Below are 18,931 nucleotides of genomic sequence, written 5' to 3' on the forward strand. Positions count from 1 at the left end.
CAACTATCTTCATCTTACCAAAAAACACCGTTCGGGGTATATCCTAGCCATTTAAACCAGGTTGCTCCCATTAGAATACTGGTGACCCAGCCGATCATCAGCATAGTAAAGCCGAACTTAAAGCTATCACTTAAGCTGTATTGGTCGGTTGAATACAAGAGTAATGCAGGCTTACTGTTAAAGGGCAGTACATAAACATGCTCAATTAGCAGTGCGACTGGTAGCGCCAGACTCATTATTGGGAAATCAAATCGCTGTGCAATCCCAATGGCGATAGGCACAAACAACATGGTTCGCATGGTTTTTGATTGGAATACCAGTGAACTCAATAGCATTGCACCAGTTAGTGCTATATAGAACACGCTAAAAGAGGTTGATTCGTCCATGCCAAAGTATTCTAAGCTGAAATTAACCGCTAAGTTGGGTAGATCCGTTTGCTTAAAACCCGCACCTAAAGTGTATGCGCCAGCAGAGAACAATAATAAATGCCAAGGCACATCCACTTGGTTCCAGTTGACGACACCGATACGAGGACATAAGGCCACAATTGCACCGATAAAGGCAATCGCTGTAGCGCTAACGCCATGATATTTATCAGTCGCCCAGAATATTAAAATGGTGACAAAAATAATGATGGATTTTATTTCACGTAGTGAAATTGAACCCATTTTATCAAGCTCTTCTTTGAGGCGATCCATACCGCCTTCAATTTGTGGTAAGCGTTCTTCTGGTGCTAATGGGAAGAAAATCTTGGTTGCCAGTAACCAGCCGATGACAATCATACATATCACAATCGGCATAGCGACAATCATCCAGTCGGCGAAGAAGAAGCTACCACCAATGGCGCCAGCAATCAGGCTTGCCGCTAATAAATTGGCCCCTGAACCCGTCACAAATGCACCGGCGCACAGGTTTATCTGCAATAGGTTTTGCAGTACTAAATTTCGACCAAAATTATTCTTATTCTCGCCACCTCTGGCGCCATATACTGCGGCAATGACCATGAAAATAGGCATTAATATCGCGGCCTTAGCCGTGGTTGCTGAAATAAAGGCTGATAAGGCAAGATTAATGACCATGAAGCTAAAAAAGATAGGCGTAGCACTGGTACCAAAACGGCAGATGAACCATAAGGCAAAGCGCTTAGCTGCCCCAGAGGACACCAACATCGAAGCTAAGATAAAAGATAAGATGTTGAGCCACATAATAGGGTGCCCCAGTTGCGCATAAGCTTGTCTTTCAGGTAAAACGCCAGTCAGCACTAAGGCAATGATGACCATTAATGAGGTCAAATAATTAGGGATTGGCTCGGTTATCCATAGAATAACTGCGGTACAAAAAATGGCTAGCATTGCCTGACCATGCCAACTGAATTCTGTTAATCCAACTTCTTGAAAATGCTCAGAGGCCGTCTTACTCAGCATGCTAGGGTCAAAATCGGTTAAAAAGTTGGCCGGATTACCTGTCAGTAAAAAGATAAAAGCTGCCAGCGCTATCCATACACCACTTTTAGCAAGTATTAGCTCAAAGTTAGATTTTGATCTGACAGGAAGCCGTTCCATCTTGTATTGATTCATATCAAGCGGGTCAATATTCGCCGGCGATTCTTTATTCATTCTTATTTACCTTAAGCGCATAGTCCATTTGCAATAACCTTAACCCTTTAACTGGTTACAAAAATAGATCAAGATCAACATATTGAACGATTAGTTTATAATAAATATTTTACTGTAGTTTGGTGGAAACTACGTGTGGGTGTGCATGTTATTGTTTTTAATGAATTTAATTTGACTGTTTATTTGTGGGTTTATTGCACCTGTAAGATTAGGTTTAAACTAATTTTTATAAAAGTTGATCTAGATCGGGTTTTTTTATAATTCTAGGGCGTACAGTAAATGGGAATTTAATAACAAATCATTTTGGATGAAAGGAAACATTATGTCTGAGTTAACAATTGGTGAAATTTCTAAACCACGCTTTGAGTTCCGTACTTTTGGTCAGGATTTTACTGAGGCGTCAGAGCGTATGGCACGTCTTTCTTTACCTGTACCTGAAAAAGTATGGCGTCGTGAAAGTGATGAAATTTACATTATGTCTCGCACTAATGATTTAAATAACACTAAAATCCGTGACGGAAAAATGGATGTAAAAAGCTATGTGCAAACCGTTGATGGGCTGGAGCAGTGGGATCCAAAACTAAAAGCTGAATTTCCAATTTCTCGTGAACAGCTTATTAAAGAAATTTTCCCTGCATTTATGGTAGAGCAACCAGAGCTGTCCCAAGACAACTATAGCTTTGATGAATTTATTGCCATCATTGACGCGCACCCCGATTTACAAGCGGTTAAAATCCATAAAGAACGCTTTGGCTACATGGTTAACAACACCATTTGTGAAGTTGCGAATGTATTAGTAAATGGTGCACGTTTAGTGAGTGTAAACAGTGAGTCAACAGAGTTAGATGATATTCAAACTACAGTGAAAGACTTACGCCTTGAAGGAGTTGAGAACATCAACTACCTACAGGCTATTAAACGTGTTATCGGCATGAAGAACTTACCGTTAGCTAACTAATAGCATTTTAATGTCATATCAATTAGATAACGCTGACAATTAGAGTGACTCATGTTTAGTTTTTAAATAGGGCGTAATAAGTGCTTTCTCCCTTTGCGACTTATTCGGCTATTTCATTCTCAACATGAGAAACTCGCCGCCATTGGCGCGATAACAACTCATTCGTTGGCCTGTTATGTCAGTCCAACAACCATAGGATATAAAGATCATGGCTCAAGAAATCGAACGTAAGTTTTTAGTCTCAAGTGATGAATTTAAAGCATCAGCTGCAAAGTCTGTGCGAATTATTCAAGGTTATTTATGCAGTATCCCAGAGCGCACTGTTCGCGTTCGCGTAAAAGGTGATAAAGGCTTCTTAACAATAAAAGGTATTGGTAATGAATCAGGTGCGTCGCGGTACGAGTTCGAAAAAGAAATCTCAGTTGAAGAAGCGCAGGAACTACTGAAAATTTGCGAACCAGGTGTAATTGATAAAACTCGTTTCTTGGTTGATCACGAAGGTCATATTTTTGAAGTTGATGAATTTTATGGCAGTAACCAAGGGTTAACCGTTGCAGAAGTAGAATTAACGGATGAAGCGCAAACCGTTCATAAACCAACTTGGTTAGCAGAAGAAGTGACGGGTGATTCACGTTACTACAACTCAATGCTAATGAAGCAGCCATTTACCCAATGGTAAATGCAGGTAATTAGCGATGTTGTCATTATCAATTGCTGACCAATACCACTTAAATATTCAGGTGGAAATTCCGCCTGAATTAAGTGGTTTGCAATTGCAGGTGTATTTTTTCTTTCCTGCAAAGCTAGCTGAAAATAGTGATGTGATGGATAAAACCAACTTCTATCACAATATTTTGCAGAAGCAGCAATTAGTCAAAGTGGTGCCGATCAGTTGCGAGACCATTGATAAAGACTTAATGATCATTAAGCAAACTGCTTATGCCACCGCAAAAACCAATCAAACTCGCTATAAATGGGCGTTGTCTGAATTTATTGCCGGTATGCTTGAGGTATTAAATAGCACCAATGGTGATCAGCTGGCTTATATCGCTGACAGAATTGAAGATTTTGCCCGCATTCACGATGATGAAGGAAAACTAACGCAAGCAAAGATATACAAATTAGCGCTTCATTTACTGCTTTATTATTATCACCAGGCTTTATTACAAGCTAAGCATCAAGCCGAAAAAGCCGATAAAATTTGGTTTACCCAGCAAATTGTTAAAGTGGCTGCTTTAGCCGAACGTCACAACCTCAGATTAACCCATGACACTGATACCGGCAGAGAAAACCTCCTTAATCGCTTACACATAGCTAAAAGGGTGATCAATCGTCCTTATCAATTAACCCGCAAAAAGCTTAAAAATGGCGAAGTAGTCGAACAATTAATTTTTGGCTTTGCCGCAGCCTTAGCAATGGCGTTTGCTACAGGTGTCGCGTTTTCGACTCAAAGAGCCTTTGGTAATTTTTCGACACCGTTTTTTATCTCCTTGGTGCTGTCATACATTTTTAAAGACCGGATAAAGGAGCTTGGGCGCAATTACTTAATGGAGAAGTATTTTTCCCGCTACTCACAGCATCATTATCGCTTTTATCAGAGTGAACGAAACAAGCTGATTTTTGAGGCCAAGGAGACCATGTATCGACAAAGTCCCGAAGAGCTGCCTGAAAAGGTGAATCAGTTACGTAAGTTATTTTCTCGAGCGGATAGCCGTAGTTTTCGTGATGCTTTGGTGTACAAACGACGTTATGTATCGCATATCAATTCTGATGAGAACCCTCAGTTTAAGTTTAAAGATAAACTGACAATTAACTTAAGTAAGCGATTACGTTTTTTACCGCAATCTATTCGTCAACATTGGTCTGAAAGTGACGTAAATGTTAAAAGTATTAAGGTTCATACTGTGTATCCTATTAATTTAGTCGTTGCTATTAAAACCGACGGAGAGTCGATATATCAGCGATATAAGTTAACCACTAGCCGCAAAGGTATTCATCGTTTAGAGAAGCTAGATTAGAATTAAAAAGCGATTTTAATCAGTATTTAAAGGGGTTTTGTTTCTTATAAAGCCTTTTAAATAAGCTATTTATGATTTTTATATCTTCTTCCACCATTCCTGACTGCCATTATTTTATTGGTGGATTAATCCGCGCTTTTTTTGCGCTCTTCATAAAACACCACAGATCAACTATATGGAATAATTGTACGATTAAGTTGTAATTAGTTGATGTTGATCATGTTTTTTTTATGAGCGAAGACTTAATCTATAGCTAACAAGATTGAAACGTTTTTGTTCCACATTAAATATTATAAATAATCTAAGGATGATAAAGATGAACAAAGAAAATGTGTTTTCAGTTTCGAACGTTGCTAAAGCTGTCGCTGTATCATTGTTTTGTTTTTCAGGCGTGGTTGCTGCCGCTGATACAGACCGTGTAACAGAACTCGAAGAGCGTTTAGATGCGTTAGAGATGGAGTTGATTGAAGCGAAGGATGCTGTAAATCAAACTGATCGCGTTAAATTCTCTAATGGTAGCCCTTCACCAGAACTGATGTCTAAAGACGGTCAGTCTACTATGGAGTTTACTGGTCGTATTCAGCTTGATTACGTTAACTCTGATGATTTTTATACTGGTAGCAAACGTGAGTTTGAAGGCGGCGCTAATACTGTTGATTTTCGCCGGGTTCGATTTGGGCTCGAAGGTTACTTTTCAAATGTATGGAAGTATTCATTAGAATTTGATTTTGATGGCGAGTCAGAAGTTGAAGTTAAAGATGCTAACGTAAGTTACCGAGGATGGGAAAACTCTGAATTAACCTTTGGTTTCCAAAAATACGGTTTTGGTCTTGAAGCGACAGGCAGTTCAGCGCATCTCGCTTTTCTAGAACGTGCGAGTACTGATATTTTTGCGCCAGATCGTAATGTTGGGGTGCAGTGGTTATATAAAGGCAATGACTACAATGTGATGATGGGTTATGGCACCAGTGCCAACATCAATGATGATGACTTGAATTTCAAGCAAGATGTGTTTAATGGCCGCGTGACCATGGCGCCAATTAAAAGCAGTGACCATTTATTACACATTGGTGCCAGTGGTATGTATACCAAGAATAATAGCACTGCAGTAGAAATGCGTTATCGTGCTCGTCCAAGTAGTAAGCCTGTAGGTCGTACTATTGATACTGGTAAGTTTGATGCTGATTCTGTGCAAACTTATGGTGTTGAAGCGGCTTATCAACACAGAAATTTCTTAGTACAAGCCGAATACATAACCTCAAAAGCGGATCAAATTGAAGACGAGTCTATCTCTGTTGATGCGTTCTATTTACAAGCTGTGTATACCCTAACAGGTGAGCAATGGAAATATGGCAGCAAGAAGGGCACCTTTAAATCAATAAAACCTGCTAATGCGATTTCTGCCGGTGGCTATGGCGCATGGGAATTAGCTGCACGTGTCGATATTGCTAATTTTGATGATACCGATGCCGGTGTTACTGGCGGTGAGAAAACAGATTATATCGTCGGTGTTAATTGGTATTTAGAAAACAACCTTAAAGCCCAGTTTAACTATGTTCACACTCAAGCGGATTATAAAAAGCCATACACAGATATCAACGGTATCGAGATGTACGAACAAGATGGCAATATATTCCAAGCTAGATTGCAGTTTGCGTTTTAACAGAAGGAAAACATCTTATGAGAAACAACTTGTTGTTAGTGGGTTTGGTTAATTTGTGTTTAAGCTCAAGTGCCTATGCCTTATCACCGGATGCGTTTACTTCACTTGAATACCATGTAAACACGGGTGTCGGTAAAACACTTCCTTATGCGGCATCTAAGCAAACGGATGAGTTTAAAAAAGCGTTTGATTTTATTGGCCTAGAAGAACGGTTGAAAGTTAAATTAGTGACTTACATTGATACTCCAAATCGTGCTTTAAAAGCCAAAGATATTAATATCCGCGTACGTGAAGATGTCAGTAAGCCACGTAAAAGTAAAATCACAGTTAAGTTAAGAGCTGAGAACCCTGAAAGTTTTGGTGAGTTAACCAATTACCGTAAAGCTGAAATTGATTATACCGATGGTAAAGCGGCTTACAGTGTGAGCTACGACGTACCTTATTCACCTACTGACATAGATGTTAAAAATGTCGATATTGCAGCGGTGTTTAAAATCTTAAAACGTAACTCTGTGATGTGGGATATTGTTGGTGATATTTATGAAGCCAACGAAGCAGATTTTATTCAAACAATGGTAATGCGCACTCATGGCTGGGAGGGCACATTAAATGACCAGCGTTTTGATAATGTAGAAGTCGACTTTCAAGTGTGGACTCCGTACTACCGTAAACCACGAATTAGTTTCCATGAGTTTTCTTTTAAAGGGCATGTTAAAGACAAAGCTCAGTTAGAAGAAATGTACCAACATTTGTATGACGCTGTAGAAAAGGTGCCGTATGAACAAGGACACAATGGTTCAAAAACAAGTTCGACTTTTAAAATGAGTAAAGGATTTAACTAGCTTCATTTTCGGTTAACCCCTGACCGGGTATTATGATTCACTCCCATATTAATACTCGGTCAACCTCTCTGATTTCCCTTCCATATTATTTATAACAGGAGATGCCTATGTTTGGCTTTTCTCGGATCACTACGCTTCTTTCTCAGAGCCAGTCTACCGAAACCAACGTGTATTTATTTCTCGATCAAGTCACCCTTGCTCAACATAAGTTTGTGTATATGTGGCAAATGTATTTATCCCACGGTCCGAGTAGTGAAGAATTTGAAAGTGCATTAACTGAACTGCAAGCCATTGAGCATGAAGCTGATGTGCTTAAGCGTGAAATTGAACAAACTTTATATCGTAAAACTTTAATCCCTGATTTACGTACTGATGTGGCCTCTTTAATTGATTTAACCGATCGATTGATCAATAAGCAGGAAACCATAGGCTTACATTTAAAAATTGAAAAACCGCTTATTCCAAAAGCGGTAGAAGCTGACTTAATGATTTTGTTAGCTGCCGTCGGTAACACCATTGACCATACCTTATTGTGTGCAAAAAGTTTTTTTACCGATTTACAGCGAGTGCAAGAATATCATCAGAAGGTGATTTTATTTGAAACAGATGCCGATAAAGCCTGCACCCGCGCTAAAACTATTTTGTTTGATACTGATCTTCCGTTAATCAATAAAGTGCAGCTGCGTTACTTCTTCGACCGTATTGATCAGGTGGCGAACCTTGCTGAAGACATCAGTGACCGCATTGCTATTTTCACGCTTAAACGCGTGCAATAAGGAGCACCAATGGATATTGCGATTTGGATATTCTTATCCAGTGGATTGTTTTTAGGTTGGTCATTAGGGGCTAATGACGCAGCCAATGTATTTGGCACCGCTGTTGGTTCGCGCATGGTTAAGTTCTCTACCGCGGCGATGATTTGTTCGGTGATGGTTATTCTTGGCGCGGTGATTAGCGGTGCTGGTGCATCGCATACGTTAGGCGCTTTAGGCAAGGTTTCTGCTATTGGTGGCGCTTTTACGGTGGCGTTATCAGCTGGGACTACGGTCTACTTTATGACAAAGTCAGGCTTACCTGTGTCAACTGGGCAAGCTATTGTCGGTGCTATTATTGGCTGGAATTTGTTTACCGGTTTATCGACAGATCCTGAAGTGTTGACCAAAATATTAAGTACTTGGGTCATGTGCCCAATACTCGCAGCCTTTACTGCAGTTATTTTGTATAAAGCAGTGACCAAAGCGATAGGTTGGTGGCGACCTGGATTATTTCAGCTGGATCAATGGACGCGTATTGGTTTGATTTTAGCGGGGGCTTTTGGTGCCTACAGTTTAGGGGCAAATAACATTGCTAATGTGATGGGCGTATTTGTATTAAGTGCCCCACTTGAAGCATTTGATTTTGCAGGTATTGAATTTACTGGCGCAATGCAGTTGTTTTTTCTTGGGGCTGTGGCGATCAGTGTCGGGGTATTTACCTACTCTAAAAAAGTGATGATGACCGTCGGTGGTAATTTGATTTCGATGACGCCTGTCACCGCATGGGTGGTCGTTATGGCACACTCTATCGTGTTATTTATCTTCTCATCTCAATCGTTATCTAATGGCTTTGTGAGCTTAGGTTTACCCGCGATTCCATTAGTACCTGTGTCGAGTTCTCAAGCGGTTATTGGTGCAGTAATTGGGATTGCATTATTAAAGCGTTTGCCGGTGCAGTGGCCGGTATTAGGTAAGATTTTAGTGGGTTGGGTGATTACGCCTATTTTATCTGCCGTAGCTTGTTTTGTTGGGTTATTCATTGTGCAAAACTTGTTTAATCAGGTGGTGGTTTAATCGATTCCTGATCTCAGTTTAGTATCACAGAATAGTGCTTAACAAATGATAGGGTAAAGCTTGCATTCAGTGATAAAAAGCCATTGTTAAAATAATGGCTTTTTTATGCGCTATGTTCAGGGACAGAGATTTGCAATACTTTTTGGTGTTCTGATTTCGTTTTTGCTGCACTGGCCATGTGATCATAAGCAGTGACAATCGCTTGAGCTAATGGATACAGGCGTTCTGCCATCGCATTAGGGTGCAAGCCGTATTGTTGCCTAATAAACAACTCATCATTGATGACTTCGCGCATCGTGCTTAATGCTCGGCTTATTTTAGGCTGAGTACTATTGAGCTTCTCGGCTACAATGCTGCCATTCTTATATTCAAATAAGCCAATCAGTACTTTTAGCGTAAAGTAGTCTAATCTTGAAAGTTGTTTTGGCATAAGTCATTTCCACATCAGCAAGCGTATATTTAAGCTGAAGTTAGCATAATCATTTGCGGTGAAACTGCATCGGAATCACAATATACCTCTTTGTGAGTATTTTGAGCAGAATGGCAGCGAATTTTATATTTTATTCATATAGATAGCGTAAACAATTGCGACAATAGCTAACAGCTTGTGAACGCGGGTTAAGTAACGAGTTTGGCTTGATGTCATCTTGATCTGATTGTTAAGTATTTGCCATGCTGTATTCGTGTCGACGACGCTCAATAAACTGTTAAGGTGTTATCAATTGATGAATATGCTTATTAATGATGAAAATGTAGCGGAATAAATTAAGGAGAGGATCTTGGGTAAGTTATTAGTCTTAATCGTTCTTCTTTTTATTAGTGCTTGCTCATCACAACCCGATCCTGTGAGACATCAATCAACAATTCATTCAGCAACTCATTTAGAATATGTGAGTTCAGCTAAGACCGATACGCAGTTATGGAATGAAGTTAAGTTGCTGCAATTTCATCGCCAGTGGCAAGGGACACCCTATCGCTATGGTGGCTTAACTAAGTCCGGATTAGATTGCTCAGGCTTAGTTTATATTGCCTATCAAGATCTTGTGGGACCCAGTTTGCCACGCACCGTCAAAGGGCAAACTACGCTGGGTAAAAAAATAAATCGTAGCGAGCTTCAAAGTGGTGATTTAGTATTTTTTAAAACCACGGGTTCGGGACGACATGTCGGCGTGTATTTGTCAGGCAATCGTTTTTTACATGTGTCCACCAAGAAGGGCGTTATTATTTCCAGTATGGATAACGTTTATTGGAAGCCGCGCTACTGGTTCGCGAGTCGCATTTAACTGTATGTCCCCTAACTCTTGATCAATCTCTCCGCCTTAATCGAAAATTTATGTTATTTTAGCCTCATCTAAAGTCGTCATTATTGACGTGATTAAGTTTAAGGATTCAGCCATGACTAAAGCTAAAATTGGTATTGTTACCGTAAGTGACCGTGCCAGCGCAGGTGTGTACGAAGATTTATCAGGTAAGGCCATTATCGATGTACTAAATGAGTACTTAACGTCTGACTGGGAACCTGTTTATAAAGTTATCCCAGATGAAACTGACGTTATTGAAGCAACCTTGATTGATATGGCTGATGTGCAAAACTGTAGCTTAATCGTCACTACTGGCGGAACAGGCCCTGCAAAGCGTGATGTTACCCCTGAAGCAACTGAAGCAGTGTGTGATCGAATGATGCCTGGCTTTGGTGAGCTTATGCGTGCAGAGTCGCTTAAATTTGTACCAACAGCGATTTTATCGCGCCAAACTGCGGGTTTACGTGGTGATTCGTTAATCGTTAACCTACCAGGAAAGCCTAAGTCTATCCGTGAATGTTTAGATGCGGTATTCCCAGCGATCCCTTACTGTATTGATTTGATGGATGGTCCTTTCTTGGTATGTGATGAGTCAGTCATCAAGCCATTTAGACCTAAAGCTAAATAAGACGTTAGTTAGCGGAACATTTGCCGCTACGCATTTATCGCGATTGAATAAAACCAGCTATGGCTGGTTTTTTTATGTTTGTAATCCATCGACTATATCCCTTTTCTGACGATTAAATTTGCACTGTATCCTGTGAATAATACCAAGCTAGGTATCGCGATTAGGTGGGCGAATACATTGGGTTCGGTACTGAAATTAAGCCAAAGTAATAATCCCCAACTTATTGAGAGATAGCCAAGACTGATTGCCATATGTGATGTGATTTTTTTCATTACTCGTTTCCTTACTGAGTATCTCAATGATTAGTGTGTTCAGTATAAAAACTAGACAAAAAAATAATAAGTGTCATTATTGACAAATATAAGGCTAAAAATGACAAGTTTGGAGTTTCTATTATGAAAACGGTTTATATCTTAACGGCAGGGACTGTCGTAGCCAGTGGGCTCGTGAGCTTTTTAGATGTATTTAGTTTTTGTAATAGTTATTGGCGGCGTATTAATGCCGATGTCACAGAGGACTTATTTCATTGTCATGTTATTTCAAGTGATGGGGAAAATGTAAAAACCAATCAAGGTTTTGAAATCCCCGCCAAAGGGCTCGAGCATTCTGATGATATTTTGGCGGCAGACGCAGTTATTTTAGCGTCGGCATTTGTGACTAATCGCGAAGAATTTCAAGCATTCTTAACCGACTTTGAACCATTATTTGCGCCACTAGTGGCCTTTTCTGCAACAGAAAAACCGGTGGCAGCTTATTGTTCTGGCACATTATTGTTAGCGGCATCAGGGCTGCTTAATCAAAAGCGTGCGACGACGGTGTGGTGGTTGAGTGAAATGTTTGAACGCAACTTTAAAGACGTGAATTTATGTATGGATTCGCTGGTTGTGTCTGATGGTCATTTGCATACAGCAGGCGCGACCACCTCTAATTTAAGCTTAGCATTGCACTTAATATCGATTCTTGCTGGTGAGCAAATGGCGCAGCAGATGTCGAAGATATTACTGATTGATCCTAATCGTTGTTCTCAGCAACCGTTTATGACTATGGCAATTAATCCAGAACAACATAAAGATGAGCTAATTCATAAAGTGCAGCAGTGGATGCAAGTGCATATAAGTCAGCATTGGCTATTAGATGATATAGCCGATAAATTTGCTGTGGGTAAACGCACCCTGATTAGGCGTTTTAAAAAAGCCGTTAATGAAACGCCAGCAAGTTATATGCAACGACTGCGCGTTGATGAAGCTAAAAGGTTATTAGAGACCACAGAGCTCGGGATTGAGCAGATAGTCGAGCGGGTCGGTTATGAAGACGTTAGCTCTTTTCGAAAGCTGTTTATCCAGTTAACCAGTTTAACCCCGCGTGCTTATCGACAAAAATTCAATACTCATACTTGCTGTTAAGCCTGTTTGGCTTCTTTCAATCAAACAGATATTACAGTGCATCAATACGTTGCTTTAAGTCATAATCAGGTTCAGTAACGATTTTCTCTAGGGTGGCCACTCGCTGCAGTAGTTCGCTGTTTTGTTGACGTAATGAGTTCATCTCATTGTTATTATTACTGGCGTTGGCACTATTTTTTGACTTGATATAGTGCTTAAACATCTCTGTAGCCGTAGTACCAATAGTGATGACAATCACTAAGGTTAAAATCGCATATTCCTGTTCCATACCAAACTCCTTCTCGATCGTTGAGATGCCCCAACGTTAGTTAAATTAAGGATGACTGACTCGATAATGCTTAAGCCAGTCATCCTCGATTGATTTATCAAATTCAATTACAGACCAAAGACCACTTTCTCACTTTTTAACAGTCGTTCTAACCCCAATGCTAATACGATGGAAAGCACAATGGTGGCAGATGACGACGCTAATAACTGCAACATTGGAATTTCACGTCCTTTGATAAAGGCCATTAACGCTTGTTGTTGACCTGAGACTGGCAGCCACTCAAGTATATCTGGGGCGATGTTGTAACTGGCGGCCATTGATAATGCTAGCGGAACAAATAACACCATCGTCAGATAGGACTGAGCTTCTTTAAAGCTTTTAGCCATGAATGACACGAACAATTGCAGTGTTGCTGCCATGATGGCTAATGGCGTGCCAATGAGTAACATTAATGCCATAAAGTCTGGTGAAATGGTGACGCTAAAGCCCAGTTGCTGCCAAGGCACAAAGGCATAAGCGATTTTAGAGACGATTAAAATCAAGATTAATCCGAGCAAGGCAAAGCAGGTAACTGCGATAATTTTCCCCATGACCAACTGGCGAGTACTAATCGGATGGCTGAGTAATAAAGCCAGTGAGTTACGTTCACGTTCACCTGCACTGGTATCAATGGCAAGGTTCATACCTGAGATAAATACAGAATAAATCATCGTAAAAATCGCAATACCAAGTATAAAGCCGCCTTTTGAGTCAGGTGTCGCTTGGTCTTCTACAACCACTTTAATTGGCTGAACGACTGCAGGATTAATACCCCGAGCAATTAAGCGTAAGCTGCCCATTTCACTGCTATATGCTTGTAATTGCATTTCTACGCGGCGAATTGATTTTTGCAGTTTCTCATTGGAGTTATCAGCAATCAGGGTGACTTCTGCAGGTTTTGCTGCTGCCATTTGCGCAGCGTATTCATCACTGATCACCAATTCAATTTCTTTGGTGTCTTTATCATCACTGTGGTTAATACCGCGATTATTTAAAAAGCGTACTAAGTCCGGGGCATTGTCAGCATTGCTGATGTTAATGTTTAAATCTTCTGGGCTAGAGAGTTGTCCAATCAGCACCATGAACATGCCGCACATTAAAATAGGCGTACCGATGGCGTAGTATAATCCCGCCATCACCGATCGTTTGTCGCGCATTGCGTCAATAAGTTCTTTTTGAACCATGGCTATTACAGTTTTCATTAGGCTGCGATCCCTTCGTCAGTTCCGATGAGTTTAATAAAGGCTTCTTCTAGTGAATCTTCACCAGTTTGTTGGCATAACTCTTCAGGGCTGCCAGTGGCCACAACCTTACCGTCAGCCATAACAATCACCTGGTCACATAGCGCAGCAACTTCTTGCATCACATGACTTGAGAACAACACACAGTGCCCAGCTTTTTTGAGTTCGACCAGAATGTCACGTAATAGGCGAGTACTCATAACATCTAAGCCGCGTGTTGGCTCATCTAGAATAATATTGGTTGGCTGGTGGACTATGGCCTGGGCTAATGCCGTTTTCATTCGTTGACCTTGTGAGAAACCTTTGCAGCGTCTATCGGCAATATCTTCTAACTTAAGTTGTGCAATCACATTGGCAGTCGCTTGCTTGGCATCAACTTTTGACATGCCACTTAGCTGAGCAAAATAACTAATATATTCTCTTGGTGATAAACGCTCATACAGGCCAAATGGATCAGGGAATAAACCTAACTGCGCTTTGGCTTTAGTGGGTTCTTTGGCGACATCAATACCGTCAATTTCAGCATGACCTTCGTCAGCGGCAAGTAAGCCAAATACAGTGCGTAAACAAGTTGTTTTACCGGCACCATTGGGGCCAAGCAGTCCAGTAATATGGCCGTCGTGTGCACTGAAACTAAGATTATCCAGTGCTTGAACGTCACCAATTTTTTTCGAGAGATTAGATACGGTAATCATGATTATTCTTCCCCTGCTGGAATGGTTTCAACAGTATTGGCATTGAGGTAAAAACTGCGGCGAGTATCTTTTTCAAGACATTCACCATCGATATTGTCAACAGAACCCGATCTTACTAAATCAGCAATGAGATCATTACCACAGCTTTGATAAGCCACGCCGTGAGTCGAATACTGAGAGGTAAAATGTTTCGCATTAGTGAGCTTTTCTGTTGCCATATCGCCCCAACTTGGTGGTGTTGCTGGGTCTAACTCTCCTGATAGTAAAAGCGTCGGTATATCACTCTCAATGGCATCGCTGAAACTGTCATCTACCGTCGGGATTGACCACACTTTACAGGTCTCTTCTAATCCCTCTAGCATGGTCCGACTCATATAAGAGTCTTGCGCTTGTTGGCGCATCTCATCAGTAATACGATGGATATCTTCACCACAAACGACTGAAGCGTGCATGCCTAATGCTATGCCTGTGCTGTCAGTGGTTAAGGCATAAATACCGAGAATAGGTTGATAGTTACCTTGTGCCGCTTGATGAATAGCATGGGGGATTAGCGCACGAATATTTGGCATATATAACGCCATTCTTATCGCGCCATTATACTTACCGCGTGTGAGCGTAAAGCTGGCAATCTCATCGGTTTGCGGATCACGGGTTTGGGTAATGATAGGCGTTTTTGCTAAGGCTGAGTCCATCTGTTCGAATTCTTGCTTTAACTCAGGGAACTGCTGCTGACATTGACTATTTTGCTGGCAGTCTTTAAATAATAAATCGTAACCACGGTCAATGGCACTGCCAATTGCGATAACACTTTGCTGCATTGGCACCACACCGTCGAGTGTGACAGTGGCTATCGCTTGCGGGTATTCACGCATATAAAGCTGCGCCATACGGGTACCGTAAGATACGCCATAAATGTGCAGTTTTTCATAACCTAGGTGCTGACGAACAGCTTCAAAATCAGTTAGCGCGGTTAAGCTACCATATTGGCTGACATCAGCATCAATGGCATCGAGACAAACTTGGGTGTCTTTGGTGATATCGATATTGTCATCATTAAAAGACAGCGCCGACATGGTGTTATCTTCACAAGCTAGAATATTTGACTGGCCAGTTCCGCGTTGATCAACCAGTAAGATATCTCTATCTTGGCGCACTTTCGCTAACACACGGTTAAAGCCTGCGGCATTTTCAATGGCTGATTGACCTGGGCCGCCAGCAATGGCGAACATGGCTTGTTTTTGAAAGCTAGGTTTTATTGCTGGTAATACCGCGTAATGTATCGAGATGGTTTTACCATTCGGCATGGCTGGGTTTTCAGGTAGCTCAAGTGAACCACATTGCATTTGCTCTGATAAACCATCGAGATAGCAACTTGATAAAATAGCGTTATTAGGTGCTGTAATCTTACTTTGACTGTCGTCGGCTAATGCTGGGTTACTTAAAAATCCATAAGCACTTATACCGATACTGAGACTAATACTGAGGTTTAATGCCGACAGTAATAATGAAGAACGTTTTTTTCTCGCTGCCTTTATGGGCTGGCTGACCATGTCAAACTCTCCTTGTGACAGTGACTCTCTGATGTTCATAACATCTTTCCTTTTTGCATTTCACGATGATTGTGTTAACTTAACATGAGTGTATCGGTGTATCAATGTATTAATACAGTAAGTAAAGGCTAATGCTAGAGCTAATAAAAGTCAACCCCAGTAGTGGCGAACCTATTTATCGACAATTGCATGAACAAATTGTGCGTTTGATTGTGGGTGGGCAGCTACAAGTAGAGCAAGTGCTACCTTCTGTTAGGCAGATGGCAGAGCACCTTGCTGTCAACCCAATGACAGTATCACGTGCCATTCAGCAATTAGTTGAGCAAGGTTGGCTAGAGCGTCGCCGCGGTCAGCCAACGAGGGTTGCGCAAAAGCAGGATTCACCAACGACTTCTAGCTTGCAGCTATTAGCACCTCAAACCAGCGATTTGATCAGCCAAGCAAAACAGCTGGGAATTAGCTTGGAAGAAGTCCAACAATTACTTGCAAAAGAGTGGGATAAGTAATCTTTAAGCCATTCACGAATAAAATAAACCCTACGACCAGCAGTAACGAAATAAGAATAATATAGCTGGTCATATTGAGTCAGCAGATAACAAGGAACGAGTTAATGGATACTAGCTCAGAAGTGATTCTTGAATTTAATCAAGTCAGTAAATCATTTGATGATAAAACGGTATTAAAGCAGCTTAGCTTTAGTTTATCAGCAGGCATGGTTGTGGGATTATTGGGCCAAAATGGCGCCGGTAAATCTACGCTAATGCGCAGTGCTTTAGGCATTTTAGATGTTGATGCTGGTAGCGTGACAGCATTAGGTGAGCCCGCGCTTAATCTCAGCACTAAAGCCAAAGAAAAAATTGGTTATGTACCGCAGCAGCCATTTGGTTATGAAGGTTTTTCAGTTAAAAGTGCCCTTGAATTGCACAGCAGTTTTTATCCTGATTGGGATAAACAGCTGGAAACAGACTGGTTAACGCGCTTTGGGCTAGAAGCTAAACAACAAGTACAACGTTTATCCGTCGGTCAACGTCAATCATTGGCGTTAATCATGGCCATGGCTTACCGCCCGCAATTACTTATTCTTGATGAACCCGTTGCCAGTTTAGATCCCATTGTGCGCCGCCAATTCATGTCGGACTTATTCGAGCTGGCACTAGAGTCTGGCTCTGCAGTGCTATTTTCATCGCATATTACCTCTGATATTGAGCGGGTTGCCAGCCATGTGGCCTTACTTAAACAAGGTGAATTAATCTTATTTAAAGAAATTGATGCCCTGCGGGAAGAGGTTGTTTTAGTACAACTGGCAGATAACCAAGATTTACCCGAGGGGTTAACGGTACTAAATCGCAACCAGCAACAAGTGTTAGTGGATAATGCTAATCAGATTGATATTGCTGGTGTGGTTAATACGACTTCGCTGAACCTTGAGCAACTATTCATGGAATTGCATCGATGAAAAGCTCACACACCCCAACTCAACCAACAACTACAGCGAGCAAAAGCGCTTTTCGCAATCCATTTATGGGATTTTATTCACTGTGGCTGCGTGATTTTGGCTGTCTGAGTTTCTTGATGGTCGCTTTGCTTGGTTGCGTTCTGACAATACTAACGATGTTGACTAACCCTGAAAAAGTTGACGTGATAAATCTTGCTTTAGGCATGACGATTTTATCAATCTCAACTTCAGTTGCGTGGCAGTTTATTAAATTATCGGCCAGTGAATGCTTTGGGCTTATTCCCCATTATCGTCAACAGGTCATAACCCAGGCTACCAGCGTGTGGATAATAACGTTATTGCTCTGTTGTGTGGCGTTTAAGCTAAACGACCAGGCAAGTATTGTGTCATTGATGCTCTTTACCAGTATTGGTATGGGCTTTATATATGCCTGTTTAATCAAACCCCAGCGATTTAACTTTTCTATGCTGGTGTTTTTAGTCCTGCCTATAACACCGGAAGTTGTTCAGTATATTCCTGAAGTTATTGCTGACGTTATCGTATTGATTCCGGTGTTATTAGGTGTGTTGATCGATAGAAAACTTAAGCGCTTTTGCTGGAATGAGGACGCTCGAGCCATATATTTGAATGGTCAGGAAACAGGTTGGATGGTTGGCCCAATAATGGGGCAACACCCTTGGTTTATTAAGCTGAGTCGTTACCTACATCCTGCCAGCTTTTTTATTGGTCCTATGCTCGGGATGGTATTGATTGCATCATTTATTATCAGTGTAGTTGGGGTGTTATTTGCGGCATACATAAATGTCGACGTTCCCATTTTAATGGTGCTTTCACAATTGATGATTATGGTGTGTGCATTGATTCACTGGACACGTGTTCAGCGTTGGCGCGCCGCTGAGACCCTGTATATGCTGCCAAGCTTTAGCGGTAAAACAGGTTTGGTGGAGGCATTTTTTAAATCACAATTACGCTTAATCGGCATCGTTATTGTGATTATGTCACTGATTATCCTGCTATCAGCTCAGTTTAATTCGCAAATAACCCTGATGGTCGGCTTACATATTGTCGCCAGTACCACTTGGGCGTCAGGTTTGGCATTGGCGTTTGGCGCGATGAGTCGTTCAACCCTGAACATCTGCTGGTCTATGCTCGTTGTTTTTAGCAGTGCTATATGGGTATCTACATCGTTAGTAAGCCTGCGTGAACAAGGTATGATAAGTGTTGGATATTACTGGGGAGATCTCGGGTTACTACTGTTAATGGGCCTTTTACTCGTTATCAGCAAAGATAAACTATGGAAAAATTGTGTTGCTAGTTTGTAAAATACAGTAATAAACTGCGAATTGGTGCCAATTTAGATTAAAAAATCTTATTTTTCCTTATTCGTTAAAGTAGAATGTAAAAAGCGGAACACTTGTAAGCTT

General features: G+C 41.1%; 20 protein-coding genes. 13 read left to right on the forward strand and 7 right to left on the reverse strand.

Annotation, left to right across the window (positions count from 1 at the left end):
- Positions 1 to 14 precede the first annotated feature (14 nt).
- Positions 15 to 1,616 carry an SLC13 family permease gene (locus tag FPK91_RS13910; RefSeq protein WP_144211806.1) on the reverse strand — a complete coding sequence of 534 codons (1,602 nt, stop codon included), beginning with the start codon at positions 1,614 to 1,616 and terminating at the stop codon, positions 15 to 17.
- A gap of 322 nt (positions 1,617 to 1,938) precedes the next feature.
- Here FPK91_RS13910 and FPK91_RS13915 point away from each other — a divergent pair, with 322 nt between their 5' ends.
- The 7 genes from FPK91_RS13915 to FPK91_RS13945 all read left to right on the forward strand — a co-directional run bounded on the left by FPK91_RS13915 (position 1,939) and on the right by FPK91_RS13945 (position 8,926).
- Positions 1,939 to 2,574: a hypothetical protein gene (locus FPK91_RS13915; protein ID WP_144211807.1), complete on the forward strand. Its 636-nt coding sequence runs from the start codon at positions 1,939 to 1,941 to the stop codon at positions 2,572 to 2,574.
- A 208-nt stretch (positions 2,575 to 2,782) separates the two neighbouring features.
- The gene (locus FPK91_RS13920; protein WP_144211808.1) at positions 2,783 to 3,253 is read left to right on the forward strand and encodes a CYTH domain-containing protein; all 471 of its coding nucleotides are present in this window, start codon (positions 2,783 to 2,785) and stop codon (positions 3,251 to 3,253) included.
- A 16-nt stretch (positions 3,254 to 3,269) separates the two neighbouring features.
- The gene (locus FPK91_RS13925; protein WP_144211809.1) at positions 3,270 to 4,592 is read left to right on the forward strand and encodes a hypothetical protein; all 1,323 of its coding nucleotides are present in this window, start codon (positions 3,270 to 3,272) and stop codon (positions 4,590 to 4,592) included.
- Between the two features lie 316 nt (positions 4,593 to 4,908).
- Positions 4,909 to 6,255 (forward strand): OprO/OprP family phosphate-selective porin, encoded by a 1,347-nt coding sequence (locus tag FPK91_RS13930; RefSeq protein ID WP_144211810.1) that lies wholly within the window; start codon positions 4,909 to 4,911, stop codon positions 6,253 to 6,255.
- A gap of 17 nt (positions 6,256 to 6,272) precedes the next feature.
- Positions 6,273 to 7,097, forward strand: a complete 825-nt coding sequence (locus tag FPK91_RS13935) for a hypothetical protein (RefSeq protein WP_144211811.1) — start codon at positions 6,273 to 6,275, stop codon at positions 7,095 to 7,097.
- A 107-nt stretch (positions 7,098 to 7,204) separates the two neighbouring features.
- Positions 7,205 to 7,873, forward strand: a complete 669-nt coding sequence (locus FPK91_RS13940; RefSeq protein ID WP_144211812.1) for a DUF47 domain-containing protein — start codon at positions 7,205 to 7,207, stop codon at positions 7,871 to 7,873.
- A gap of 9 nt (positions 7,874 to 7,882) precedes the next feature.
- Complete coding sequence (locus FPK91_RS13945) at positions 7,883 to 8,926, forward strand: inorganic phosphate transporter (RefSeq protein ID WP_144211813.1); 1,044 nt, start codon at positions 7,883 to 7,885, stop codon at positions 8,924 to 8,926.
- Positions 8,927 to 9,029: 103 nt separating this feature from the next.
- Here FPK91_RS13945 and FPK91_RS13950 read toward each other — a convergent pair whose 3' ends face one another.
- Positions 9,030 to 9,356, reverse strand: coding sequence for a LysR family transcriptional regulator (locus FPK91_RS13950; protein WP_144211814.1), 327 nt, complete (start codon positions 9,354 to 9,356; stop codon positions 9,030 to 9,032).
- Between the two features lie 349 nt (positions 9,357 to 9,705).
- Here FPK91_RS13950 and FPK91_RS13955 point away from each other — a divergent pair, with 349 nt between their 5' ends.
- Entirely contained in the window at positions 9,706 to 10,209 is a 504-nt protein-coding gene (locus tag FPK91_RS13955; protein WP_227006578.1) for a C40 family peptidase, read from the forward strand.
- Positions 10,210 to 10,321: 112 nt separating this feature from the next.
- A complete protein-coding gene (mog, locus tag FPK91_RS13960; RefSeq protein WP_144211816.1) occupies positions 10,322 to 10,855 on the forward strand; it encodes a molybdopterin adenylyltransferase in 534 nt (177 codons plus the stop codon).
- 92 nt (positions 10,856 to 10,947) lie between these two features.
- On the opposite strand, the gene FPK91_RS13965 is transcribed toward mog, so the two are convergent.
- Positions 10,948 to 11,127 carry a hypothetical protein gene (locus tag FPK91_RS13965; protein WP_144211817.1) on the reverse strand — a complete coding sequence of 60 codons (180 nt, stop codon included), beginning with the start codon at positions 11,125 to 11,127 and terminating at the stop codon, positions 10,948 to 10,950.
- Between the two features lie 123 nt (positions 11,128 to 11,250).
- On the opposite strand from FPK91_RS13965, the gene FPK91_RS13970 reads away from it, so the two are divergent.
- Entirely contained in the window at positions 11,251 to 12,258 is a 1,008-nt protein-coding gene (locus FPK91_RS13970) for a GlxA family transcriptional regulator (RefSeq protein ID WP_144211818.1), read from the forward strand.
- A 31-nt stretch (positions 12,259 to 12,289) separates the two neighbouring features.
- On the opposite strand, the gene FPK91_RS13975 is transcribed toward FPK91_RS13970, so the two are convergent.
- The 4 genes from FPK91_RS13975 to FPK91_RS13990 all read right to left on the reverse strand — a co-directional run bounded on the left by FPK91_RS13975 (position 12,290) and on the right by FPK91_RS13990 (position 16,090).
- The gene (locus FPK91_RS13975; protein WP_144211819.1) at positions 12,290 to 12,526 is read right to left on the reverse strand and encodes a hypothetical protein; all 237 of its coding nucleotides are present in this window, start codon (positions 12,524 to 12,526) and stop codon (positions 12,290 to 12,292) included.
- 107 nt (positions 12,527 to 12,633) lie between these two features.
- Positions 12,634 to 13,767 carry an ABC transporter permease gene (locus FPK91_RS13980; protein WP_144211820.1) on the reverse strand — a complete coding sequence of 378 codons (1,134 nt, stop codon included), beginning with the start codon at positions 13,765 to 13,767 and terminating at the stop codon, positions 12,634 to 12,636.
- The gene (locus tag FPK91_RS13985; protein ID WP_144211821.1) at positions 13,767 to 14,501 is read right to left on the reverse strand and encodes an ABC transporter ATP-binding protein; all 735 of its coding nucleotides are present in this window, start codon (positions 14,499 to 14,501) and stop codon (positions 13,767 to 13,769) included. The genes FPK91_RS13980 and FPK91_RS13985 overlap by 1 nt, the downstream gene beginning before the upstream one ends.
- Before the next feature lie 2 nt (positions 14,502 to 14,503).
- Entirely contained in the window at positions 14,504 to 16,090 is a 1,587-nt protein-coding gene (locus FPK91_RS13990) for an alpha/beta hydrolase (protein WP_405127313.1), read from the reverse strand.
- A 92-nt stretch (positions 16,091 to 16,182) separates the two neighbouring features.
- Here FPK91_RS13990 and FPK91_RS13995 point away from each other — a divergent pair, with 92 nt between their 5' ends.
- The 3 genes from FPK91_RS13995 (at position 16,183) to FPK91_RS14005 (ending at position 18,829) form a co-directional block, all read left to right on the forward strand.
- Positions 16,183 to 16,557, forward strand: coding sequence for a GntR family transcriptional regulator (locus FPK91_RS13995; protein WP_102531645.1), 375 nt, complete (start codon positions 16,183 to 16,185; stop codon positions 16,555 to 16,557).
- Positions 16,558 to 16,661: 104 nt separating this feature from the next.
- Entirely contained in the window at positions 16,662 to 17,507 is an 846-nt protein-coding gene (locus tag FPK91_RS14000; protein ID WP_144211822.1) for an ABC transporter ATP-binding protein, read from the forward strand.
- On the forward strand, positions 17,504 to 18,829 hold the full coding sequence (locus tag FPK91_RS14005; RefSeq protein WP_144211823.1) for a hypothetical protein: 1,326 nt from the start codon (positions 17,504 to 17,506) through the stop codon (positions 18,827 to 18,829). The genes FPK91_RS14000 and FPK91_RS14005 overlap by 4 nt, the downstream gene beginning before the upstream one ends.
- Positions 18,830 to 18,931: the final 102 nt, after the last annotated feature.

It is taken from the genome of Shewanella donghaensis, from assembly GCF_007567505.1.
GTDB lineage: Bacteria > Pseudomonadota > Gammaproteobacteria > Enterobacterales > Shewanellaceae > Shewanella > Shewanella donghaensis.